Raw genomic sequence first — 18,021 nt, forward strand, 5'->3', positions numbered from 1 at the left:
TATCTGTGACACGCGCGGCGGCTTGACCAGAGCCGCCGTCCTGCTGTCGGCTTCCGGCAGTGACCGGAGAGAATGATGGCCACGAAGACAAAAACCATTTCGGCGGATTCCAGCAATCCCACCCAGACGCTGATCAATCTCTGGCCTTATATGTGGCCGGAAGGCCGCTGGGACCTGAAGATGCGGGTGGTGTGGGCGACGATATTCCTCGTTGTCGCCAAGCTGGTGCTGATCGCGGTTCCCTATTTCTTCAAATGGGCGACCGATGCGCTGAACGGCCGGCTGGACATGGCGGGGCTGGTTCCGGCCTTCCTGCTCGGCGCCGTCGCGCTTGTCATCGCCTATAATCTGACGCGGCTGATCCAGGTGGGGCTGAACCAGCTGCGCGACTCCCTGTTTGCCAGCGTCGGCCAGCATGCGGTGCGCCAGCTCGCCTACAGGACCTTCGTGCACATGCACCGGCTTTCTTTGCGGTTCCATCTGGAGCGCAAGACCGGCGGGCTATCGCGGGTCATCGAGCGCGGCACCAAGGGCATCGAAACCATTGTCCGCTTCACCATTCTCAACACCGCGCCGACCTTCATCGAGTTTCTGCTGACGGCGATCATCTTCTGGGCCTCCTACGGTTTTTCCTATGTGCTGGTCACGGTCATCACCGTCTGGGCCTATATCTGGTTCACCGTGCGTGCCAGCAACTGGCGTATCGGCATCCGCCGCGCCATGAATGACAGCGACACCGACGCCAATACCAAGGCAATCGACTCGCTGCTCAACTTCGAGACCGTCAAATATTTCGGCAATGAGGAGATGGAGGCGCGGCGTTTCGACGTCGCCATGGAGCGTTACGAAAAATCGGCGATCTCGATCTGGACCTCGCTCGGCTGGCTGAACTTCGGCCAGGGCGTGATCTTCGGCATTGGCTCCACCGTCATGATGGTAATGTCGGCGCTCGCCGTTCAGCGCGGCGAACAGACCATCGGCGATTTCGTCTTCGTCAATGCGCTGCTGCTGCAGCTTTCGGTGCCGCTCAATTTCATCGGTTTTGTCTATCGCGAAATCCGCCAGGGCCTGACCGACATCGAACAGATGTTCGATCTTCTGGAGGTCGAGGCCGAAGTTACCGACAAGCCGGATGCAAAACCGCTTGGCGCCGGACCCGGCGCCATCTCCTTCCGCGACGTGCATTTCGCCTATGACCCCGAAAGGCCGATCCTGAAGGGGGTTTCCTTCGATGTGCCGGCGGGCAAGACGGTGGCCATCGTCGGCCCTTCGGGTGCGGGAAAATCGACGATCTCGCGGCTGCTCTATCGCTTCTACGATATTCAGGAAGGTTCCGTCACCGTCGACGGGCAGGACATTCGCGACGTGACGCAGAAGAGCCTGCGCTCGGTGATCGGCATGGTGCCGCAGGATACGGTGCTGTTCAACGACACGCTCGCCTATAACATCCGTTATGGCCGTCCCTTAGCCACTGACGAGGAGCTGAGGGCGGCGGCGGATGCGGCGCAGATCAGCGCCTTCATCGGCAAGCTGCCGGAGGGTTACGCCACCATGGTCGGCGAACGCGGCCTGAAACTTTCCGGCGGTGAAAAACAGCGCGTGGCAATCGCCCGGACCATCCTGAAAGCCCCGCCGATCCTCATTCTCGACGAGGCGACCTCGGCGCTCGACACCCATACGGAACAGGAAATCCAGAGCGCGCTCGATATCGTCTCGAAAAACCGCACGACGCTGGTCATCGCCCACCGCCTTTCCACGGTCATCGGCGCGGATGAGATCATCGTGCTGAAAGAAGGGCTGATCGCCGAGCGCGGCACCCACGCTTCGCTGATGGCGCAGAACGGTCTCTACGCCTCGATGTGGAGCCGCCAGCGCGAAGCGATCCGGGCGGAAGAGATGTTGCGCCATGTTCGCGAAACCGACGATCTCGGCGTGGTGGACCGCGGCGAACCGGCGCATTGACAGGCATAAACCCCGGGGAACCGGGGTGGCAGCCCCGGCGGGCCATTGCCGCGCGGGGCGTTTGGCTGTAACCAGCTAGGCAAAATTTGTCGCATTGCCGTATGGATCGTGTCGTATCACGACAACATATAGACGCGACAGACGGAAACCGGAGCAAGGAATCTCATGAATCTGTTCGACACCATTCGCAACACCATCGTACCGATCCACAAGGAAGGTTATGTCTTCGTGGCGGCCTTCTTCGTCGCATCGCTGGTGCTCGGCTGGATTTCCGAACCGCTCTTCTGGGTCGGTCTGGTGCTGACCGCCTGGTGCGCCTATTTCTTCCGCGACCCCGAGCGCGTGACGCCACAGGATGACGACCTCATCATCAGCCCCGCCGATGGCAAAGTTTCCGCCGTGCAGAGCGTCGTTCCGCCGCTGGAGCTGGAACTCGGCAAGGAGCCGCTGGTGCGCATCTCCGTGTTCATGAACGTGTTCAACTGCCATGTGAACCGCTCGCCGGTGCGCGGCCGCATCGTCAATGTCGCTTACCGCCCCGGCCTCTTCCTCAATGCCGAAGTCGACAAGGCTTCCGAAGACAATGAGCGCAACGGCCTCGTCATTGAAACCACGCATGGCAAGGTCGGCGTGGTGCAGATCGCCGGCATGGTCGCCCGCCGCATCGTCTGCTGGGTGAAGCCGAATGAACCAGTCGATGCCGGTGAGCGTTTCGGTCTTATCCGCTTCGGTTCGCGCCTCGATATCTTCCTTCCCGCAGGTTTCGAGCCGCGTGTATCGGTCGGCCAGACGGCGGTTGCCGGTGAAACCGTGCTTGCCGAATTCGGCTCCGCCAAGGGCCCGGTCGTCAGCCGCCGCGGCTGACGGAAACAGGAAGGGCATGCGCATGGAAACGCCGATCGCCGAGCCGCAACAGAACGGCAAACCCGAGGGCCGCAGCGACAGCGGCCGTGGACCGCGGCTGAGGGAGATCCCCTTTCGCCTCGTCGTTCCCAATCTCATCACCGTTCTGGCCATCTGTGCGGGCCTGAGCGGCGTGCGCCTCGCCATCGAGGGCCGCTTCGAGCTGGCCGTCGGCATGGTGCTGCTCGCCGCCTTCCTCGACGGTATAGACGGACGTATCGCCCGCATGATGAAAGCGACGTCCAAATTCGGCGAGCAGATGGATTCGCTCGCCGATATCGTCAATTTCGGCGTTGCCCCTGCCCTCGTGGTCTATGCCTACCTTCTCGACCAGGCGCGCTCCATCGGCTGGATCGCCGCCCTCATCTATGTCATCGCCGCCGGCCTGCGCCTGGCGCGCTTCAACGTCATGATCGAGCGGCCGGTGAAGGCGCCCTGGCAGAATGAGTTCTTCGTCGGCGTGCCCGCCCCGATGGGCGCCATGCTGGTGCTTCTTCCCGTCTATCTCGGCTTCCTCGGCGTTGAGCCGGACAAGCCCTTCGCTTATGTCGCCGCCGCCTATACGGTCCTGATCGGTTATCTCCTCATCAGCCGCCTGCCGGTCTGGTCGGGAAAATCGGGCACCAGCCGCATCCGTCGCGATCTGGTTCTGCCGATGATCCTCGTCGTTGTGCTTTATGTGGCAATGCTGATGAGCTTCACCTGGGAAGTTCTGGTTCTGACGGTCGCCGCCTATCTCGTCTTCATTCCCATCAGCGCCCGCCTCTGGCACCGCCGTTACGGCACGCTGACCATCGAGGAAGACGCGCATGATGACGCAAACGGCGGCAACGGCCTCGATCGCGGTATTTAAAACCGCAGGTTTATTTTTTCTCACAGAAGCCGGCGCGGAATGTGACGCAAAATGTCGCAGCCCGAAAAGCCGGCTTCTTTTTTTCCGCCTCGAATCCGTCAAGATTAGCCGCGAAAGAAGTGGCTCACACGCATCGCAACGGCGATTGGCGTGAATTGTGGAGAGAGAAAGATGACGAACGAGACGAAGGCGCAGCCGCAGGCGAAGCCCGACCTCAACAGCCACTACCGCCCGCTCGGACTGAAGGCCGTTGCGGCCGCAGCCCTGATGCTGAAGCGCAAGCCCGCCGCCAAAACAGCCTGAAACTATTCACTTTTTTTGATTTAACCTGGTCTTTCGGTTTACCAGAAGACGGAAATTTCCGGGCACCGGATCAACGCTGACACGGCGCCTTTTCCAGGCGCCGTTTTTTGCGTCCGACGGTGCGCGATACTACGGATTGTCAGTTATTCACACAATCATCAGCCTTCTGTAACGAAGCTGCAACGAAAATGTAGTAAAAAGCCTGCCTTCCACAAGAAGGCTATACGAACACCGACGTATAGATTAGTGAATACAAAAGAACTTTTCTATTCCGCATTTTTTTCCACAACAATGCATAAGCCGGCTTTCGAATCCGCAGACACGCGGACGGCGAATATTCGGTGTTGAGGGAAGAATGTTTGTGAAGACAGGCCAGGGGGGCTTGGGAACGGCCATGCAGGATAAAATCCTTCTGATTGAAGATTCCGTTGCTCTTTCCATGCTGCTGAAGACGCGGCTTTCGGAAGAAACGGAAGCAGATGTCGTCCATTGCGACAGCATGGCAGCGGCCGACGCCCTCATGCAGGCCCATAGTTTCACGCTGGCGCTGACGGGGCTCAACCTGCCCGACGCGCCGAAGGGTGAGATTCTGGCACTTTTATCCGAGCACAAGGTACCGGCCATCGTTTTCACCGCCACGGCGGACGAGGAGGCGCGCAAGCGTTACGCCGAAAAGAAGATCATCGACTACATCGTCAAGGACGGCCATCGCACCGTCGACGCCGTGGTCAGGACGGTCGACCGCATCCTGAGCAACAAGCTCTTTTCCGTTCTGGTGGTCGATGACGTGCGGACGGCGCGTTCCGGTCTCGTTGAAATACTGGAACGGCAGAATTTCAGGGTCAGCGAGGCCCATTCGGGCAAGCAGGCGCTGGAAATACTCTCGCAGGATCCGACGATCCAGCTCGTCATCACCGATTACCACATGCCCGACATGGATGGTTACGAGCTGACACGGCGCATCCGCGACAGCCGCTCATCCGAAGATTTGCGCGTGATCGGCATATCCTCCTCGACGGACCGCCTGCTTTCGGCGAGCTTCCTCAAGGCGGGCGCTTCGGATTTCGTCTACCGTCCCTTCGTGCCCGAGGAATTGCAGTGTCGCATCGACAATAATATCGAGACACTGAAGCAGTTGAAGCGCCTGCGGGAACTGGCGGAGCGTGATCACCTGACCGGCCTGCCAAACCGCCGCTCCTTCTTCGAGCGCACCCGCGCGCTGATGGACGTCATCAACGGCAATGACGAAAGCGGTGCGGTCGCCATTCTCGACATCGATCATTTCAAGAAGATCAACGATACGCTGGGGCACGACGCCGGCGACAGGGCGCTGAAAAAACTGGCCGAACTGCTGCATGATATGTGCGGTGAACAACGCCATATTCCTGCGCGCCTCGGTGGGGAAGAGTTTGCCGTCTTCCTGCGCGGGCTCGATGCCCAGGCCGCCTATGAATTCTGCGAAGAACTGCGCGGAAACGTGGAAAAGAACGGCCGTCAGCTGAGCGGCAGCAGTCTGGCGCTGACGATTTCGCTCGGCGTGGTGGAGATCGAAAAGGGCGAGCCCTTCGACAACCAGCTGAATGCGGCGGACCAGCTGCTTTACCTCGCCAAGGCGAATGGCCGTAACCGCGTTTATTCCGACATCATGATCCAGGAAGGCCTGCAGAAGATCGGGCGGAACGGCTGAGTTTTCTGAACAAGATAGTCTTGTGTGGGATCGAGCGCGTGCCGCTTGTTTCTTCTCCCCGCCGGGGAGAAGGTCGCGGCAGCGGGATGAGGGAGCAAGCTCGCCGCATATCTGTTCCGTAGCCCCCTCATCTGACCCTTCGGGCCATCTTCTCCCCGGCGGGGAGAAGAAATATGCGGCGACCCCCAGTTCAAACGACTACACGCAAATGCGCAGACCATTCGTCAGAACAGCGACATCTGCCCCTCGTCCTTCGCCGGCCTGACCTTCGCCAGCGGCGCACTTTCCGGCACCGGCTCGATGAGATCCGCGCCGACATTGGCGACCTTGTTGACCCTGTCCGAGACCGGGATCATCTCGAAAAAATCATCCTGAACCGGCCGCATCAGATCGGCGACCTCGCGCGGCTCCTGGGTCTTGCAATCCAGCCAGCGGCTGAAATCCTCGGGCGCGATGACAACAGGCATGCGATCGTGAATACGGCCGATTGCGGCATTGGCGGCGGTAGTGAGGATCGCGCCGGTATCGACCTCCGAACCGTCGGCGGAAGACCAGGTTTCCATGAGACCGGCGAAGGCGACGATGCCGCCGCTTTTCGGGCGGATGAAATAGGGCTGCGGTTTGCCGCCCTCCTCCTTCGGCGGGCGTCGCCATTCGTAAAAGCCGGTTGCCGGAACGAGGACGCGGCGATGGCGCATGGCGGCGCGGAAGGAGGCCTTGCCGATGGCGGTTTCCGACCGCGCATTGATGAGTAGCGGAAAATCCTTCGGGTCCTTCACCCAGCCGGGCAGGAAACCCCAGCGGACCAGCACGGCCCGGCGATTGGGCAGGTTGCTGCCGCGCTCCTGCCGCTCGCCCTCCATCACGACCAATACGGGCTGTGTCGGCGCAATGTTGAAGCGGGCGGGAAAATCCTCAAGGCCGATCAGATCGAGATAATCGGCGATCTCTTCCGGCGTCGCCTTCAGCACAAAACGTCCGCACATGGCGTTCTCCTCAACCCCTTGGTCCGAACAGGATAACGGCGGTGCCGGCAAGGCAGACAACACCGCCGGCGATATCCCACTTGTCCGGCGCATGCCCTTCCACCGCCCAGAGCCAGAAAAGCGAGGCGGCGATATAAATCCCGCCATAGGCGGCATAGGCCCTGCCCGCCGCTTCCGTCGGCGCCAGCGTCAGAAGCCATGCAAAAGCGGCCAGCGCCAGCATGCCGGGCAGCAATATCCACCCCGTCTTGCCGAGCTTCAGCCAGGCCCAGAAGGAAAAACAGCCGGCGATTTCGGCAAGGGCCGCCAATACGTAGATAAGATAAACCTTCATTCCACCGTCTTTAGCATGCACAATCGCGCCAGTTCCGGACTATGCTATCGGGCCCGGAACCGGAATCGATTTTCCAGATCACGGTATCATTATAGACAGGCCCAACCCGGCTGAAACAAGCGAAACCATTCATGACCCTGCGTATCAAGCCCCGCCCCGCCTCCTCCGCCATCGTCAGGAACGGAAACCGGCTGCTTCTCGTGCGCCGCATCAACCCGCCCTCGAAGGACATGTTCGCCTTTCCGGGCGGGCGTGGCGAAGACGGCGAAACGCCCGCCGAAACGGCGCTACGCGAGCTGCACGAGGAAACCGGCATCGTCGCACGCAAACCGCAGCTATTTGCGACCTATGACCTGCCGTCGCGCGACGCGGAAGGGGTGCTGACGAGCCATTATTTCCTGTCCGTCTTCACCGTCGAAACCGATGCCGATCCGCTCGTGACTGTCGGCGACGACGCGGCGGATGCGGGCTGGTATACGTTGGCGGAAATCCGCCGCCTGCCGGCGCCCGAGAGCGTCGTCGAATGTGCCGAACGCCTGCTTGCATGATTGCCAGCCGGCCAGAATCGCTATTATTTAGAACATATCCGCCCGCCGGATGTTCACGAGTATGTGTGGGGCAGAATAGAATTTTGATCAGGCCAACCATTTTCCTGTCTCTTTTTTTGAGCATGCTGGCAGCAGCAGGGCCAGAAGGCATCGCCCACGCGCAGCCTTCAAAACCCGCTTCGGAGGCACGTCCGCCGGAAGCGACGCCGCCCAAACCGGCGCCTTATGACGACAAGCTGGCTCGGCTGTCGGAAATATTGGGGGCTGTGCAATATCTGAGAACGCTGTGCCCCTCCTCCGGACCGGAGGACTGGCGTAGCTCGATGAGCGATCTCCTGGCTGCGGACACGGCCAACGAACCCGAACGACGTCAGCGCATGACGGCTGCATTCAACCGTGGATACCGCTCCTTTGCGGCCATCCACACCAGTTGCACCCGCGCCGCCATCATGGCAGAAGAGAACTACCGTAACGAAGGGGCAACACTCGCGCAGGAAATCGCGTCCAGGTTCGGAAATTAGAGGATTATTAACCTCTTTTCGCCGCAGGCCGTGCCGTTTTGATAAAAGGCTGCTAGTGTTGTTAACAGGGTGGTAAGGACTTGCCCGCCCTGTCGAGGATGAAAGATGCAGACAAGCCGTAACGAAATCGACGATATGATCGTGCATGAAAAGATGCAGGTCGCTCTGGAACACCAGAACGAGGCATGGGCTGACGGCATGGCCGACGGCATCGAGCCGGAGATCATCGCCGATGCCGCCATTGCTCTGGCCATGCGCGAAACCATCCGTATCCATGGCGAGGCCGGCGCTGAAGCAATGCTGGAATCGCTGCGCCAGCGCATGCTTCAGGGCGAGTTTTCACCGCAGCGGGTGATACAGTAAAGCCGGAGTCTATCATGTCTTGCCTGAGCAAGGGGCTTTTGCGCTCTTCCGCCCTGCTGTCCATCCTGCTTGCCCTGACCGCCGGCCAAGTTGGCCTACCGGGTCGTGCCTTTGCCCTTTCCGAGCTGAAGCCGGCGCAGAATTCCGAAAGCGAACCGCAGGCGCAGAATGGCGGCGAGCAGCAGCAGGCCCAGCCTGTGGAGCCGGACGCGATGGAAGGCGATTCGGAAGGCATTCCCCTGCCCGACCCGCTGGTGGACCGTTCCGCCGGCCAGGCGAACCAGCAATCCGCCAAACCGGACAATGCTCCGGAAATGTCGGCTGTGATCGAGCACGATATTTCCAAGGCGCCGGAGCCCGTGCGCAAGCTGCGCCAGCAGATCATCGATGCCGCCGCGTCAGGCGATATTGAAAAGCTGCGGCCCTTCATCGCCGCCGGGCAGAACCAGTTCCGCATCGACGGCAATGACAGCGAAGACCCGATCGCAGCGCTGAAAAGCTATTCCGGCGATCCCGACGGGCTGGAAGTGCTGGCGATCATCATCGACCTGCTGTCGACCGGTTATGCCCATATCGACGCCGGCACGCCTGACGAAGCCTATGTTTTCCCCTATTTCGCCGGAAAACCGCTGAATACGCTGACGCCGCCGGAAAAGGTGGAGCTTCTGCGCATCATCACGGCGGGCGATCTGGCGGATATGCAGGAATATGGCAATTACAGCTTTTACCGCGTCGGCATTTCACCCGACGGCAAGTGGAAGTTCTTCACCGCCGGCGATTGATCGCATCGCGGTGCTTGCCGTTCTCTGGCAAAAATCCTAACTGTGCGGAATGAGCATTCCGGCAAGTGCGTTTGCACCTTGCCTGTTATCCGCATAGTCTCGACGAACCGAACGGTGACGCCATGCCTTCCGCCCTTCTTGCCGACCGCCGCCTGATCCGGGTTTCCGGCACCGGCGCCGAGGAATTTCTGAACAACCTCATCACCACAGATGTTGAAAATCTGCCGGAAGGCGAAGCGCGTGCAAGCGCGTTGCTGACGCCGCAGGGCAAAATCCTGTTCGATTTCCTCATCTCGCGCGACGGCACGGATTTTCTGATCGAGACGGGCGCTGCTGAACAGGAGACGCTGCTGCGCCGCCTGACCATGTACAAGCTGCGCGCGCCGGTCGACCTCAAACCGGAAACGGTCGAAGGCGTGAGCGTTTTCTGGAACGAGACCGCGCCGGAAGCAGGCGTCAGGGACAGCCGCTTCGCCAAGGCGGATGTCGATCTCTTCCGGGTGGCGGGCGCATCCGCCTCTGGCGACGCGGCCGCCTATGATGCGCTCCGTATCGAGCATGGCATCGCCGAATCCGTTCGGGATTACGCGCTGCAGGATGCGTTTCCCCATGATGTGCTGATGGATGTGAATGACGGCGTTTCCTTCAAAAAGGGCTGCTTTGTCGGCCAGGAAGTCGTCTCGCGCATGAAGCATCGCGGCACGGCGAGACGCCGCGTCGTCACCGTTTCGGCCGAAGGCGCGTTGCCCGCCAGCGGCACGGAGATTACCGCCGATGGAAAACCGGTCGGCACGCTCGGAACCGTTTGCGGCGACAGGGCGCTTGCCATCGTTCGGATCGACCGTATTGCCGATGCGCTTGCATCCGGCACGCCGCTTCTGGCGGCGACTGTTCCCGTGACCGTGGCCCTGCCGGCCTGGAGCGGCCTTTCCTTCCCGGCGGCCGATCCGGCGGCGCGGGCGGAGGATTAAGAGTGGCCCCCGCAAAAAGCCCGCGCGCCTGGCAGCGCATGCTGTCCGGCCGGCGGCTCGATCTGCTCGATCCTTCGCCGCTCGATGTGGAAATCGCCGATATCGCCCACGGCCTTGCCCGTGTCGCCCGCTGGAACGGCCAGACACGCGGCGACCACGCCTTTTCCGTCGCCCAGCATTGCCTCATCGTCGAGACCATCTTCTGCCGCATGTGCACAAGCGCGACGCCTGATGACATGCAGATGGCGCTTCTGCACGATGCGCCGGAATATGTCATCGGCGACATGATCTCGCCGTTCAAATCCGTGGTCGGCGGCGGTTACAAGACCGTGGAAAAACGGCTGGAGGCCGCCGTGCACCTGCGGTTCGGCCTGCCGCCGCATGCATCGCGCGAATTGAAGGACCGGATCAAGAAGGCCGATACGGTCGCCGCCTTTTTCGAGGCGACGGAGCTTGCCGGTTTTTCCACCGCCGAGGCGCAGAAATTCTTCGGCCTGCCGCGCGGCATTACCCGTGACATGTTCGACATCACGCCCCTGCCCTCAACCGAAGCGCAAAAGCAGTTCATCGAACGTTTCGAAGCCATCGAGGCGATGCGTGCGGTCAAGACGGGGAGCGCGGCATGACGGCCATTGTCGTATCGCCGCTGTCGCGGATCGCGGAGATGGCCGTCAAACACAAGGCCCGCGAAATGGTGACGCTGATCGCCAAAGAGCAGTCCTTTCACCGCCCCGCCGTCATTGCCGCAGACCGGCATCTGACGCTCGCCATGAACGACATCGCATTCAAGGGCACTGCCGATCTCATCGCGCCAGACGATGCCCATGTACTGAAGCTGATCGATTTCGCCCGGCAATGGGACCAGTCCGCGCCGCTGCTCATCCATTGCTGGATGGGCGTTTCGCGCTCGCCCGCCGCCGCCGTCATCGCCGCGCTCAGCCTTTATCCCGATCAGGATGAGATGGAACTTGCGCTGCGCCTGCGCGCCGTCTCGCCCTATGCCACGCCGAATGCCCGCATCATCGCCATCGGCGACCGTCTGCTCGGGCGCGAGGGCAGGCTGGTGGCGGCGATCAAAAAAATCGGCAGGGGCGCGGATACGGATGGTAATGTGCCCTTCGTGCTGCCGCTTGGGGGCTGAGGCCGTTTTGGCGGAACCCTCACGGCGTCCAGTCGTTACCAACCCTGAAGAGCAATGAAAATCACGGGATAATTCATGGAACAACAGGCAACGGATATCATCGTCGCATCGCAGGCGGCGTTGCAGCAGGCGAGCGCGCTTGCGGTGCAATATTCCTTCTCGGTGGTTGGTGCGCTGCTGCTGCTGGTCCTCGGCTGGCTGGCCGCCACCTTCCTGCAACGCTGGGCCTTTCAGGGCCTGTCGCGCATTCGCGGCTTCGACACGACGCTCGCCGGTTTCTTTGCGGGCGCCATCCGCTATGTGGTGCTCATTCTGGTGCTGGTCATGGTGCTTGGCCAGTTCGGGGTGCAGACGGCCTCCATTCTCGCCGCCCTTGGCGCTGCCGGTCTCGCCATAGGCCTTGCGCTGCAGGGCACGCTGCAGAACATCGCCGCCGGCATCATGCTTCTGGTGCTGCGGCCCTTCCGGGTCGGTGAATATATCGAGACCAGCACGGTCAGCGGCACGGTGATCGAAATCGGGCTGTTTGCCACCGAGCTGAAGACCCGCGATGGTCTCTATCGTCTCGCGCCCAACTCCACCCTTTGGAACGTGCCGATCACCAATTACAGCCGCTTTCCTTCGCGCCGTCACGAGTTGAGCCTGACGGTGAAAAACGACGAGGATCTGACGGCCGCGCAGGATATGCTGATGAAAGTCATCCGTTCGGAAAGCCGGGTCTTGCTGGATCCCGCGCCCATCACCTTCGTCGATTCGATCAGCGCCGACAGCGCCACCGTCAAATTGCGTTATTGGGTGCGCAGCGACAGTTATTTTGCGACAACCCGCGACGTAACGAAAGCCATGAAACTGGCCTTTGACGAACGCAAGGCCGAAGTGAACGCCCAGCCTGCCTGAGACCTCACGTCTCCCCTCTTTTCAAGCGCGGTGGCTGCAGCAGCCATCGCGCTTTTTCGTTGCGCCATGCTGGAGCGCGCACTTGCATCCCACAAATGCGGCCTCTATAGATCAATACGTAATGTTATTACGTGACTATCTTCGTCGATATGAGAGGGCCGAAACAAATGCAGAAGATACTTACCCGCGTCACCGGCGCCGTCGCACTTGGTTCCATGCTGCTGGCGGCTACGACGGCAATGGCTGCCGGCGGCGACAAATCCGCAGCCCACAGCCACGACCATGGGCACGATCACGGCCACCAGATGACCGAGGCTGAAAAGCAGATCTACAAGGGTTATTTCGAGGATGCGCAGGTGAAGACGCGCACGCTTTCCGACTGGGAAGGCGACTGGCAGTCGGTCTATCCCTATCTGCTGAACGGCTCGCTGGATTCCGTCATGGCCGAAAAGGCGGCGCATGGCGACAAGAGCGCGGCGGAATACCGCGCCTATTACGAAATCGGTTACAAGACCGATGTGAACCGCATCGTCATCAAGAGCGACAGCGTAGCGTTTTATAAGGACGGCAAGCCCGCTGAAGGCACCTATGTCAGCGACGGCCATGAAATCCTGACCTACAAGAAGGGCAATCGTGGTGTCCGCTACATCTTCAAGAAAGCCGGCGGCGACGAGGCGGCACCACAATTCATCCAGTTCAGCGATCACTCCATCGCCCCGGTCAAGGCGGGCCATTACCATCTCTATTGGGGCAATGACCGCAAGGCGCTGCTGGACGAAGTGACCAATTGGCCGACCTATTACCCGTTCCTGATGGACGGCGCAGATGTCGTGAAAGAAATGGCGGCGCATTAACTTCGCACGACATTCCAGCACGGGCATATTCTTCATGCCCGTGCTGCATTCCTATTGCCCCATGGTGGAGCGATGCGCCCAGCCGGTCATGCGCTTTTCAAGCCAGGCCATGATCGCATACATGACGATGCCTTCCACCGCGAGCATCAGCAGGCCGGCAAAGACGAGCGGCACGTTGAACTGGCTCTGCGCCGAACTCATCATATTGCCGAGGCCGTAATTGGAGGCGACCGTCTCCGACACGACCGAGCCGACGAAGGCGAGCGTGATGGCGATTTTCAGAGAACCGAAGAAATAGGGCATGGAACGCGGAATGCCGACCTTCAGCATGATGTCCATTTTCTTCGCACCGAGCGCCCGCAGCACGTCCTCGGTTTCCGGCTCGATAGTGGCAAGGCCGGTCGCGACGTTGACGACGATGGGGAAGAAAGAGATCAGGAAGGCGGTCAACACGGCAGGCACCGTGCCGATGCCGAACCAGATGACGAGGATTGGCACCAGCGCCACTTTCGGGATGGCGTTAAAGCCGATCATCAGCGGATAAAGCCCGGCATAGATGGTTTTTGACCAGCCGATGAACAGGCCGATGGCGAGGCCGGCGGCCACCGCAATGGCGAAACCCAGCGTCGTCGTATAAAGCGTCTGCAGCGAATTCTTCCAGATCGGCGACCAATATTGCACGATGGCCTGCCCGACCCTTACCGGTGACGGCAGAATGGTGGGCGGCATTTTCAGCGCATAGACGAGCAGTTCCCACAACACGAAAAGCGCCAGCGTATAAAGCCAGGGGGCGGCTTTCACCCAGTTGACGCGGGCAATCAGCGGCTTGCGCGGCTCGGCCGCAACGGCGCCTTCCACGATCACGCTCATGCCGCTACCCTCGCCTGGGCGATCTCGCCATGCAGTTCCTGCACCATGTCGTTGAAACCCTTGTCATACATGATATCGAGCTGGCGCGGGCGGGCGAAGGGAACGCGATGTTCCGCCAGCACCCGGCCCGGCCTTGCGCTCATCACGAAAATCTTGTCGGCCAGAAATGTCGCCTCGCGCAGATCATGGGTCACGAGGATGATGGTGACGCGCTGCGCGGCGTGCAGGTCGCGGATCACGCACCATAATTCCTCGCGGGTGAAGGCGTCGAGCGCGCCGAAAGGCTCGTCCAGCATCAGCAGTTCCGGCTCGTGGATCAAGGCCCGGCAGAGATTGGCGCGCTGCTGCATGCCGCCGGAAAGCTGCCAGGGATACTTCGAACCGAACCCCTTCAGGCCGACGATTTCCAGCAGGCGCTCGGCTTTCGCGACATATTCCGCCTTGTGGGCGCGAAGGCGACGGCGATGTTTCTCGACGATCTCCAGCGGCAGCAGGATGTTCTCAAGTGTGGTGCGCCAGGGCAGCATCGTCGGGTTCTGAAACGCCATGCCGACAATGGAAACCGGCTCCGTGACCTGCCGCCCGGCAACGATGACATTGCCCTTCTGCGGAATATGCAGTCCCGTCACCAGCTTCATCAGGGTCGACTTGCCGCAGCCGGAGGGGCCGACCACGGCCGCGAATTCGCCCTTGTCGACCGTCAGGTTCAGGCCGGATACGGCCAGCGTGCCGGCGGAGCCGCCATAGCGCATGTCCACACTGTCTATTTCCACGAGATGTGACATTGCTGTTCCCTATTTTGGCGCGCGCCCGCGGCCCCATCATCCTCGCCTCAATTTCGAGGCAATCGCTTACGCCCGGCGTCGCTGCTTGTTTCTTCTCCCCGCCGGGGAGAAGGTGGCCCGAAGGGTCGGATGAGGGGGCAACGTCAGCGATAGACCGCACCCTTGCCCCCTCATCCCGCTGCCGCGACCTTCTCCCCGGCGGGGAGAAGAAATTTGCGGCGCCCGCTCGCTCTATCCGCAACGGCTATCCCAATCAGGGGAGCATACGTTCTTCCATGGCCGGCAGATAGGTCGCATCGAACACCTGCTCCGCCTTGACGTTGCCCTTCAGGCCGAGGGAAACTTTCAGCGTCTCGATGGAGGCGGAAAGCCGGGCCGGATCGACGCCGCCCATGCCGTTTTCCACCACATAGGGCGTCTTGATATTCATGCTGTTGGCCATGTTGAGACGCTCCAGTTCGATGGCGCTGTCGAGCGTCTCGTTGCGCTTGAGTACGGCCGCCACGCCCTCTTCCGGGTTTTTGACGGAATCGGCGAAACCCTTGGCCAGCGCTTTCAGGAAACCCTTCACGGCATCCGGGTTTTTCTCTGCGAAATCAGTGTTTACCAGCACCGCATTGCCATAGAGATTCAAGCCGTGCTCGGCCATCAGGATGGTCGAGATATCGTCATCGGCGATACCCTGTTTCTTGAGGTTGAGGATCACCGAAAAGGCAAAGCCGAAAACGGCGTCGACATCGCCCTTGGCCAGCATCGGTTCACGCACCGGAAAACCGACCGATTCGATCTTGACCTTGCTGTCATCGAGACCTGCAACCTGCTTGAAGGCGGGCCATTGCGCAAAAGCGCCATCCGGCGGCGGCGCGCCGAGCTTCTTGCCTTCCAGCGACTTCGGTTCGCCGGTGACACCGAGCGACTTGCGGCCGACGACGGCGAAAGTCGGACGCTCATAGACCATATAAACGGCCTTGATCTTCTGGCTCGGATCTTCATCCAGGAACTTCATCACCGAGTTGATGTCACCGAAACCCATCTGGTAGGCGCCGGTCGCCACGCGCGGAATGGCTTCCACCGAGCCATTGCCGCTATCGATGGTGACATCGAGGCCCTCGGCCTTGAAGTAACCCTTGTCGAGCGCCAGCAGGAAGCCGGCGGCGGGGCCTTCGAACTTCCAGTCGAGCGTGAATTTTACCGGCGTTTCGGCCCGGGCTTCGACCGCGGGCAGCGAAAAACCGGCACAGGCGCCGATGGCGGCGATAGCCAGAGTTCTGGACAACAACCTGCGCGTTAAGATCATCTATTCCCCCTGATGGTTTTGTTGGATTGGTTGCATAAGACCCAATTCCAGCCCCCAAGGCAAGATAAAATTGCATACAAAATAGCCATTATTTTGTATGCTTATTTTAAAGGCATAAATGCTCAAACGACGGGCAAAAAGCGGGAATTCTGCTTAAAGCCGATGCAACAAAGACGGGGAAATTCCGTTCACGCAGAGAACACAGCGTTCTCATTTGCCGGGGTTGCGGATCAGGGGCAGCGTGCGACAAATAGGGCTACGAATAACCGGCAAAACAGCGGGACGGCGCGATGAATTCTGCACTGGGCATACACCACATCACCATGATCACCCGCAAGGTGCAGGCGAATGTGGATTTTTACGCCGGCTTTCTGGGCCTGAGGCTGGCCAAGCGCACGGCCGGTTTCGAAGACGCCATGCAGCTGCACCTGCTTTATGGCGATGACATCGCCTCGCCCGGTTCGCTCCTGACCTTTCTCGTCTGGGAAGATGGCGGCCAGGGCCGTGTCGGTTACGGCCAGACGCTCGAAATTTCCGTGGCCATCGATCCCGCCGCCATCGGCTTCTGGCTGACGCGGGCGCTGAAATTCGGCATCCGCACGGAAGGCCCCGCCGACGAATTCGGCGCTCCGGTCATCCGGCTGAAAGACCCTGACGGCCTGATCGTCAAGCTGGTCGGCACCCACGCCTTTGCCGATGCCACGCCGCATGTGACGGCCGATATTTCCGCGGAAGACGCCATTCGCCGCATCTATGGTGCGACGGTGCTGAGCGAAGTGCCGGAAGAAACCGTGGCGTTTCTGGAGAAACATTTCGGTTACCGGCAGGAAAGCCAGGCAGACGCAATCCGCCGGCTCGTTTCCGAAAGCGGCGACATTATCGACGTGCGTGACGCCACCGGCTTCTGGTCGAGCGCGCCGGGCACCGGCACCGTCGATCATATCGCCTTCCGGGCTAAGGACATGGATGAGCTGAACGCGGTTCATGTCGGGCTGAAATCGCTGAATTCCAGCACCACCAACGCCCATGACCGCAAATATTTCCACTCGCTTTATGTCCGCGAACCGGGCGGCGTGCTGATCGAAATGGCAACCGACGGGCCGGGCATGACCGTGGACGAACCGCTGGAATCGCTTGGCGAAAAACTGTTCATCCCGCCGCTCTTCATGAAGGACGAGGCGGATGTGCGTGTCGCCCTGCCGCAATTTGCAATGCCGGGCGAAGAGCGCATCGTCTATCGCGACCTGCCCTTCGTGCACCGTTTCTACACGCCCGAGGAGCCGGATGGCAGCACCATCATCCTGCTGCACGGTTCCGGCGGCAGCGAAACCAGCCTGATGCCGCTGGCGCACCGGGCAGCGCCGCGCGCAACGCTTCTCGGCGTGCGCGGCCGCAGCACGGAGGAAGACATCGCCCGCTGGTTCCGGCGTTATGCCGATTTCAGCTTCGACCAGAAGGATATCGTCTCCGAAGCGGAGGCCTTTGCCGCCTTCGTGGAGGGTGCGATCAGCTCCTATGGGCTTGACCCTTTGAAGCTGCGCTTTATCGGCCATTCCAACGGCGCGAACTTCTATGCAGCCTTTGCCGCGCTCTATCCGGAGCTTGCCGCAGACGCCCTGCTCTATCGGCCGGTGCCGGTTCTCGAAACATGGCCGCAGACCGATCTTTCCGGCCGCAATCTCCTGCTTGTGGCAGGAGAACGCGACAAATATCTCGACAAGGCGCAGGAGTTGCAGGCCAGGCTTGCGGCGAACGGCGCAGCGGCCGAGATGGAAACGGTTGAGGACGGGCACGAACTCGGGCTCGCCGATATCGAAGCGGCGCGGCGCTGGCTGGCGGCTGCTTCCTGATTTTCGATAGATGCGCGTAAGCCGAGCCGGTGCCGCCAATTTCTTCTCCCCGTCGGGGAGAAGGTGACCCGAAGGGTCGGATGAGGGGGTAAGCTCTCCGAAATCCGGCAAGGG

20 protein-coding genes are annotated in these 18,021 nt (G+C 60.7%); 15 read left to right on the forward strand and 5 right to left on the reverse strand.

The window, feature by feature from the left end; all coding sequences use genetic code 11:
- Window positions 1-75 precede the first annotated feature (75 nt).
- The 5 genes from N5D22_RS13825 to N5D22_RS13845 all read left to right on the forward strand — a co-directional run bounded on the left by N5D22_RS13825 (window position 76) and on the right by N5D22_RS13845 (window position 5,708).
- Window positions 76-1,962 (forward strand): ABC transporter ATP-binding protein/permease, encoded by a 1,887-nt coding sequence (locus N5D22_RS13825; protein ID WP_279658947.1) that lies wholly within the window; start codon window positions 76-78, stop codon window positions 1,960-1,962.
- A 165-nt stretch (window positions 1,963-2,127) separates the two neighbouring features.
- Window positions 2,128-2,826 carry a phosphatidylserine decarboxylase gene (locus tag N5D22_RS13830; protein WP_279658948.1) on the forward strand — a complete coding sequence of 233 codons (699 nt, stop codon included), beginning with the start codon at window positions 2,128-2,130 and terminating at the stop codon, window positions 2,824-2,826.
- 22 nt (window positions 2,827-2,848) lie between these two features.
- A complete protein-coding gene (gene pssA / locus N5D22_RS13835) occupies window positions 2,849-3,718 on the forward strand; it encodes a CDP-diacylglycerol--serine O-phosphatidyltransferase (RefSeq protein ID WP_020009523.1) in 870 nt (289 codons plus the stop codon).
- Between the two features lie 171 nt (window positions 3,719-3,889).
- A complete protein-coding gene (locus N5D22_RS13840; RefSeq protein ID WP_003496883.1) occupies window positions 3,890-4,021 on the forward strand; it encodes a hypothetical protein in 132 nt (43 codons plus the stop codon).
- A gap of 394 nt (window positions 4,022-4,415) precedes the next feature.
- Window positions 4,416-5,708: a PleD family two-component system response regulator gene (locus N5D22_RS13845; protein ID WP_279658949.1), complete on the forward strand. Its 1,293-nt coding sequence runs from the start codon at window positions 4,416-4,418 to the stop codon at window positions 5,706-5,708.
- A gap of 224 nt (window positions 5,709-5,932) precedes the next feature.
- Here the strand turns inward: N5D22_RS13845 and N5D22_RS13850 are convergent, their stop codons facing one another.
- Together N5D22_RS13850 and N5D22_RS13855 are read right to left on the reverse strand one after the other, a co-directional pair.
- Window positions 5,933-6,694 (reverse strand): SOS response-associated peptidase, encoded by a 762-nt coding sequence (locus N5D22_RS13850; protein ID WP_279658950.1) that lies wholly within the window; start codon window positions 6,692-6,694, stop codon window positions 5,933-5,935.
- 10 nt (window positions 6,695-6,704) lie between these two features.
- The gene (locus tag N5D22_RS13855; protein WP_279658951.1) at window positions 6,705-7,028 is read right to left on the reverse strand and encodes a YnfA family protein; all 324 of its coding nucleotides are present in this window, start codon (window positions 7,026-7,028) and stop codon (window positions 6,705-6,707) included.
- Between the two features lie 131 nt (window positions 7,029-7,159).
- Between N5D22_RS13855 and N5D22_RS13860 the strand changes: the two genes are divergently transcribed.
- The 9 genes from N5D22_RS13860 (at window position 7,160) to N5D22_RS13900 (ending at window position 13,105) form a co-directional block, all read left to right on the forward strand.
- A complete protein-coding gene (locus N5D22_RS13860) occupies window positions 7,160-7,576 on the forward strand; it encodes an NUDIX hydrolase (RefSeq protein ID WP_279658952.1) in 417 nt (138 codons plus the stop codon).
- A gap of 83 nt (window positions 7,577-7,659) precedes the next feature.
- The gene (locus N5D22_RS13865) at window positions 7,660-8,097 is read left to right on the forward strand and encodes a TIGR02301 family protein (RefSeq protein ID WP_279658953.1); all 438 of its coding nucleotides are present in this window, start codon (window positions 7,660-7,662) and stop codon (window positions 8,095-8,097) included.
- A gap of 105 nt (window positions 8,098-8,202) precedes the next feature.
- Window positions 8,203-8,460, forward strand: coding sequence for a hypothetical protein (locus N5D22_RS13870; protein ID WP_003501987.1), 258 nt, complete (start codon window positions 8,203-8,205; stop codon window positions 8,458-8,460).
- 14 nt (window positions 8,461-8,474) lie between these two features.
- Window positions 8,475-9,242: a hypothetical protein gene (locus N5D22_RS13875; RefSeq protein ID WP_279658954.1), complete on the forward strand. Its 768-nt coding sequence runs from the start codon at window positions 8,475-8,477 to the stop codon at window positions 9,240-9,242.
- Window positions 9,243-9,364: 122 nt separating this feature from the next.
- Complete coding sequence (locus tag N5D22_RS13880; RefSeq protein WP_279658962.1) at window positions 9,365-10,213, forward strand: folate-binding protein YgfZ; 849 nt, start codon at window positions 9,365-9,367, stop codon at window positions 10,211-10,213.
- Between the two features lie 2 nt (window positions 10,214-10,215).
- Window positions 10,216-10,839 (forward strand): HD family hydrolase, encoded by a 624-nt coding sequence (locus N5D22_RS13885; RefSeq protein WP_279658955.1) that lies wholly within the window; start codon window positions 10,216-10,218, stop codon window positions 10,837-10,839.
- Entirely contained in the window at window positions 10,836-11,354 is a 519-nt protein-coding gene (locus N5D22_RS13890) for a tyrosine phosphatase family protein (RefSeq protein WP_279658956.1), read from the forward strand. The genes N5D22_RS13885 and N5D22_RS13890 overlap by 4 nt, the downstream gene beginning before the upstream one ends.
- A gap of 75 nt (window positions 11,355-11,429) precedes the next feature.
- On the forward strand, window positions 11,430-12,251 hold the full coding sequence (locus N5D22_RS13895; RefSeq protein WP_279658957.1) for a mechanosensitive ion channel family protein: 822 nt from the start codon (window positions 11,430-11,432) through the stop codon (window positions 12,249-12,251).
- A 167-nt stretch (window positions 12,252-12,418) separates the two neighbouring features.
- Window positions 12,419-13,105 carry a metal-binding protein ZinT gene (locus N5D22_RS13900; protein ID WP_279658958.1) on the forward strand — a complete coding sequence of 229 codons (687 nt, stop codon included), beginning with the start codon at window positions 12,419-12,421 and terminating at the stop codon, window positions 13,103-13,105.
- Window positions 13,106-13,156: 51 nt separating this feature from the next.
- On the opposite strand, the gene N5D22_RS13905 is transcribed toward N5D22_RS13900, so the two are convergent.
- From N5D22_RS13905 to N5D22_RS13915, 3 genes are all read right to left on the reverse strand, one after another.
- Window positions 13,157-13,975 carry an ABC transporter permease gene (locus N5D22_RS13905; RefSeq protein ID WP_279658959.1) on the reverse strand — a complete coding sequence of 273 codons (819 nt, stop codon included), beginning with the start codon at window positions 13,973-13,975 and terminating at the stop codon, window positions 13,157-13,159.
- Window positions 13,972-14,760, reverse strand: coding sequence for an ABC transporter ATP-binding protein (locus tag N5D22_RS13910; RefSeq protein ID WP_003520663.1), 789 nt, complete (start codon window positions 14,758-14,760; stop codon window positions 13,972-13,974). The genes N5D22_RS13905 and N5D22_RS13910 overlap by 4 nt, the downstream gene beginning before the upstream one ends.
- A gap of 253 nt (window positions 14,761-15,013) precedes the next feature.
- The gene (locus N5D22_RS13915) at window positions 15,014-16,057 is read right to left on the reverse strand and encodes an ABC transporter substrate-binding protein (RefSeq protein ID WP_279658960.1); all 1,044 of its coding nucleotides are present in this window, start codon (window positions 16,055-16,057) and stop codon (window positions 15,014-15,016) included.
- Window positions 16,058-16,347: 290 nt separating this feature from the next.
- Between N5D22_RS13915 and N5D22_RS13920 the strand changes: the two genes are divergently transcribed.
- On the forward strand, window positions 16,348-17,907 hold the full coding sequence (locus N5D22_RS13920) for a VOC family protein (RefSeq protein WP_279658961.1): 1,560 nt from the start codon (window positions 16,348-16,350) through the stop codon (window positions 17,905-17,907).
- Window positions 17,908-18,021: the final 114 nt, after the last annotated feature.

It is taken from the genome of Agrobacterium sp. GD03872 (assembly GCF_029840625.1).
GTDB lineage: Bacteria > Pseudomonadota > Alphaproteobacteria > Rhizobiales > Rhizobiaceae > Agrobacterium > Agrobacterium fabrum_A.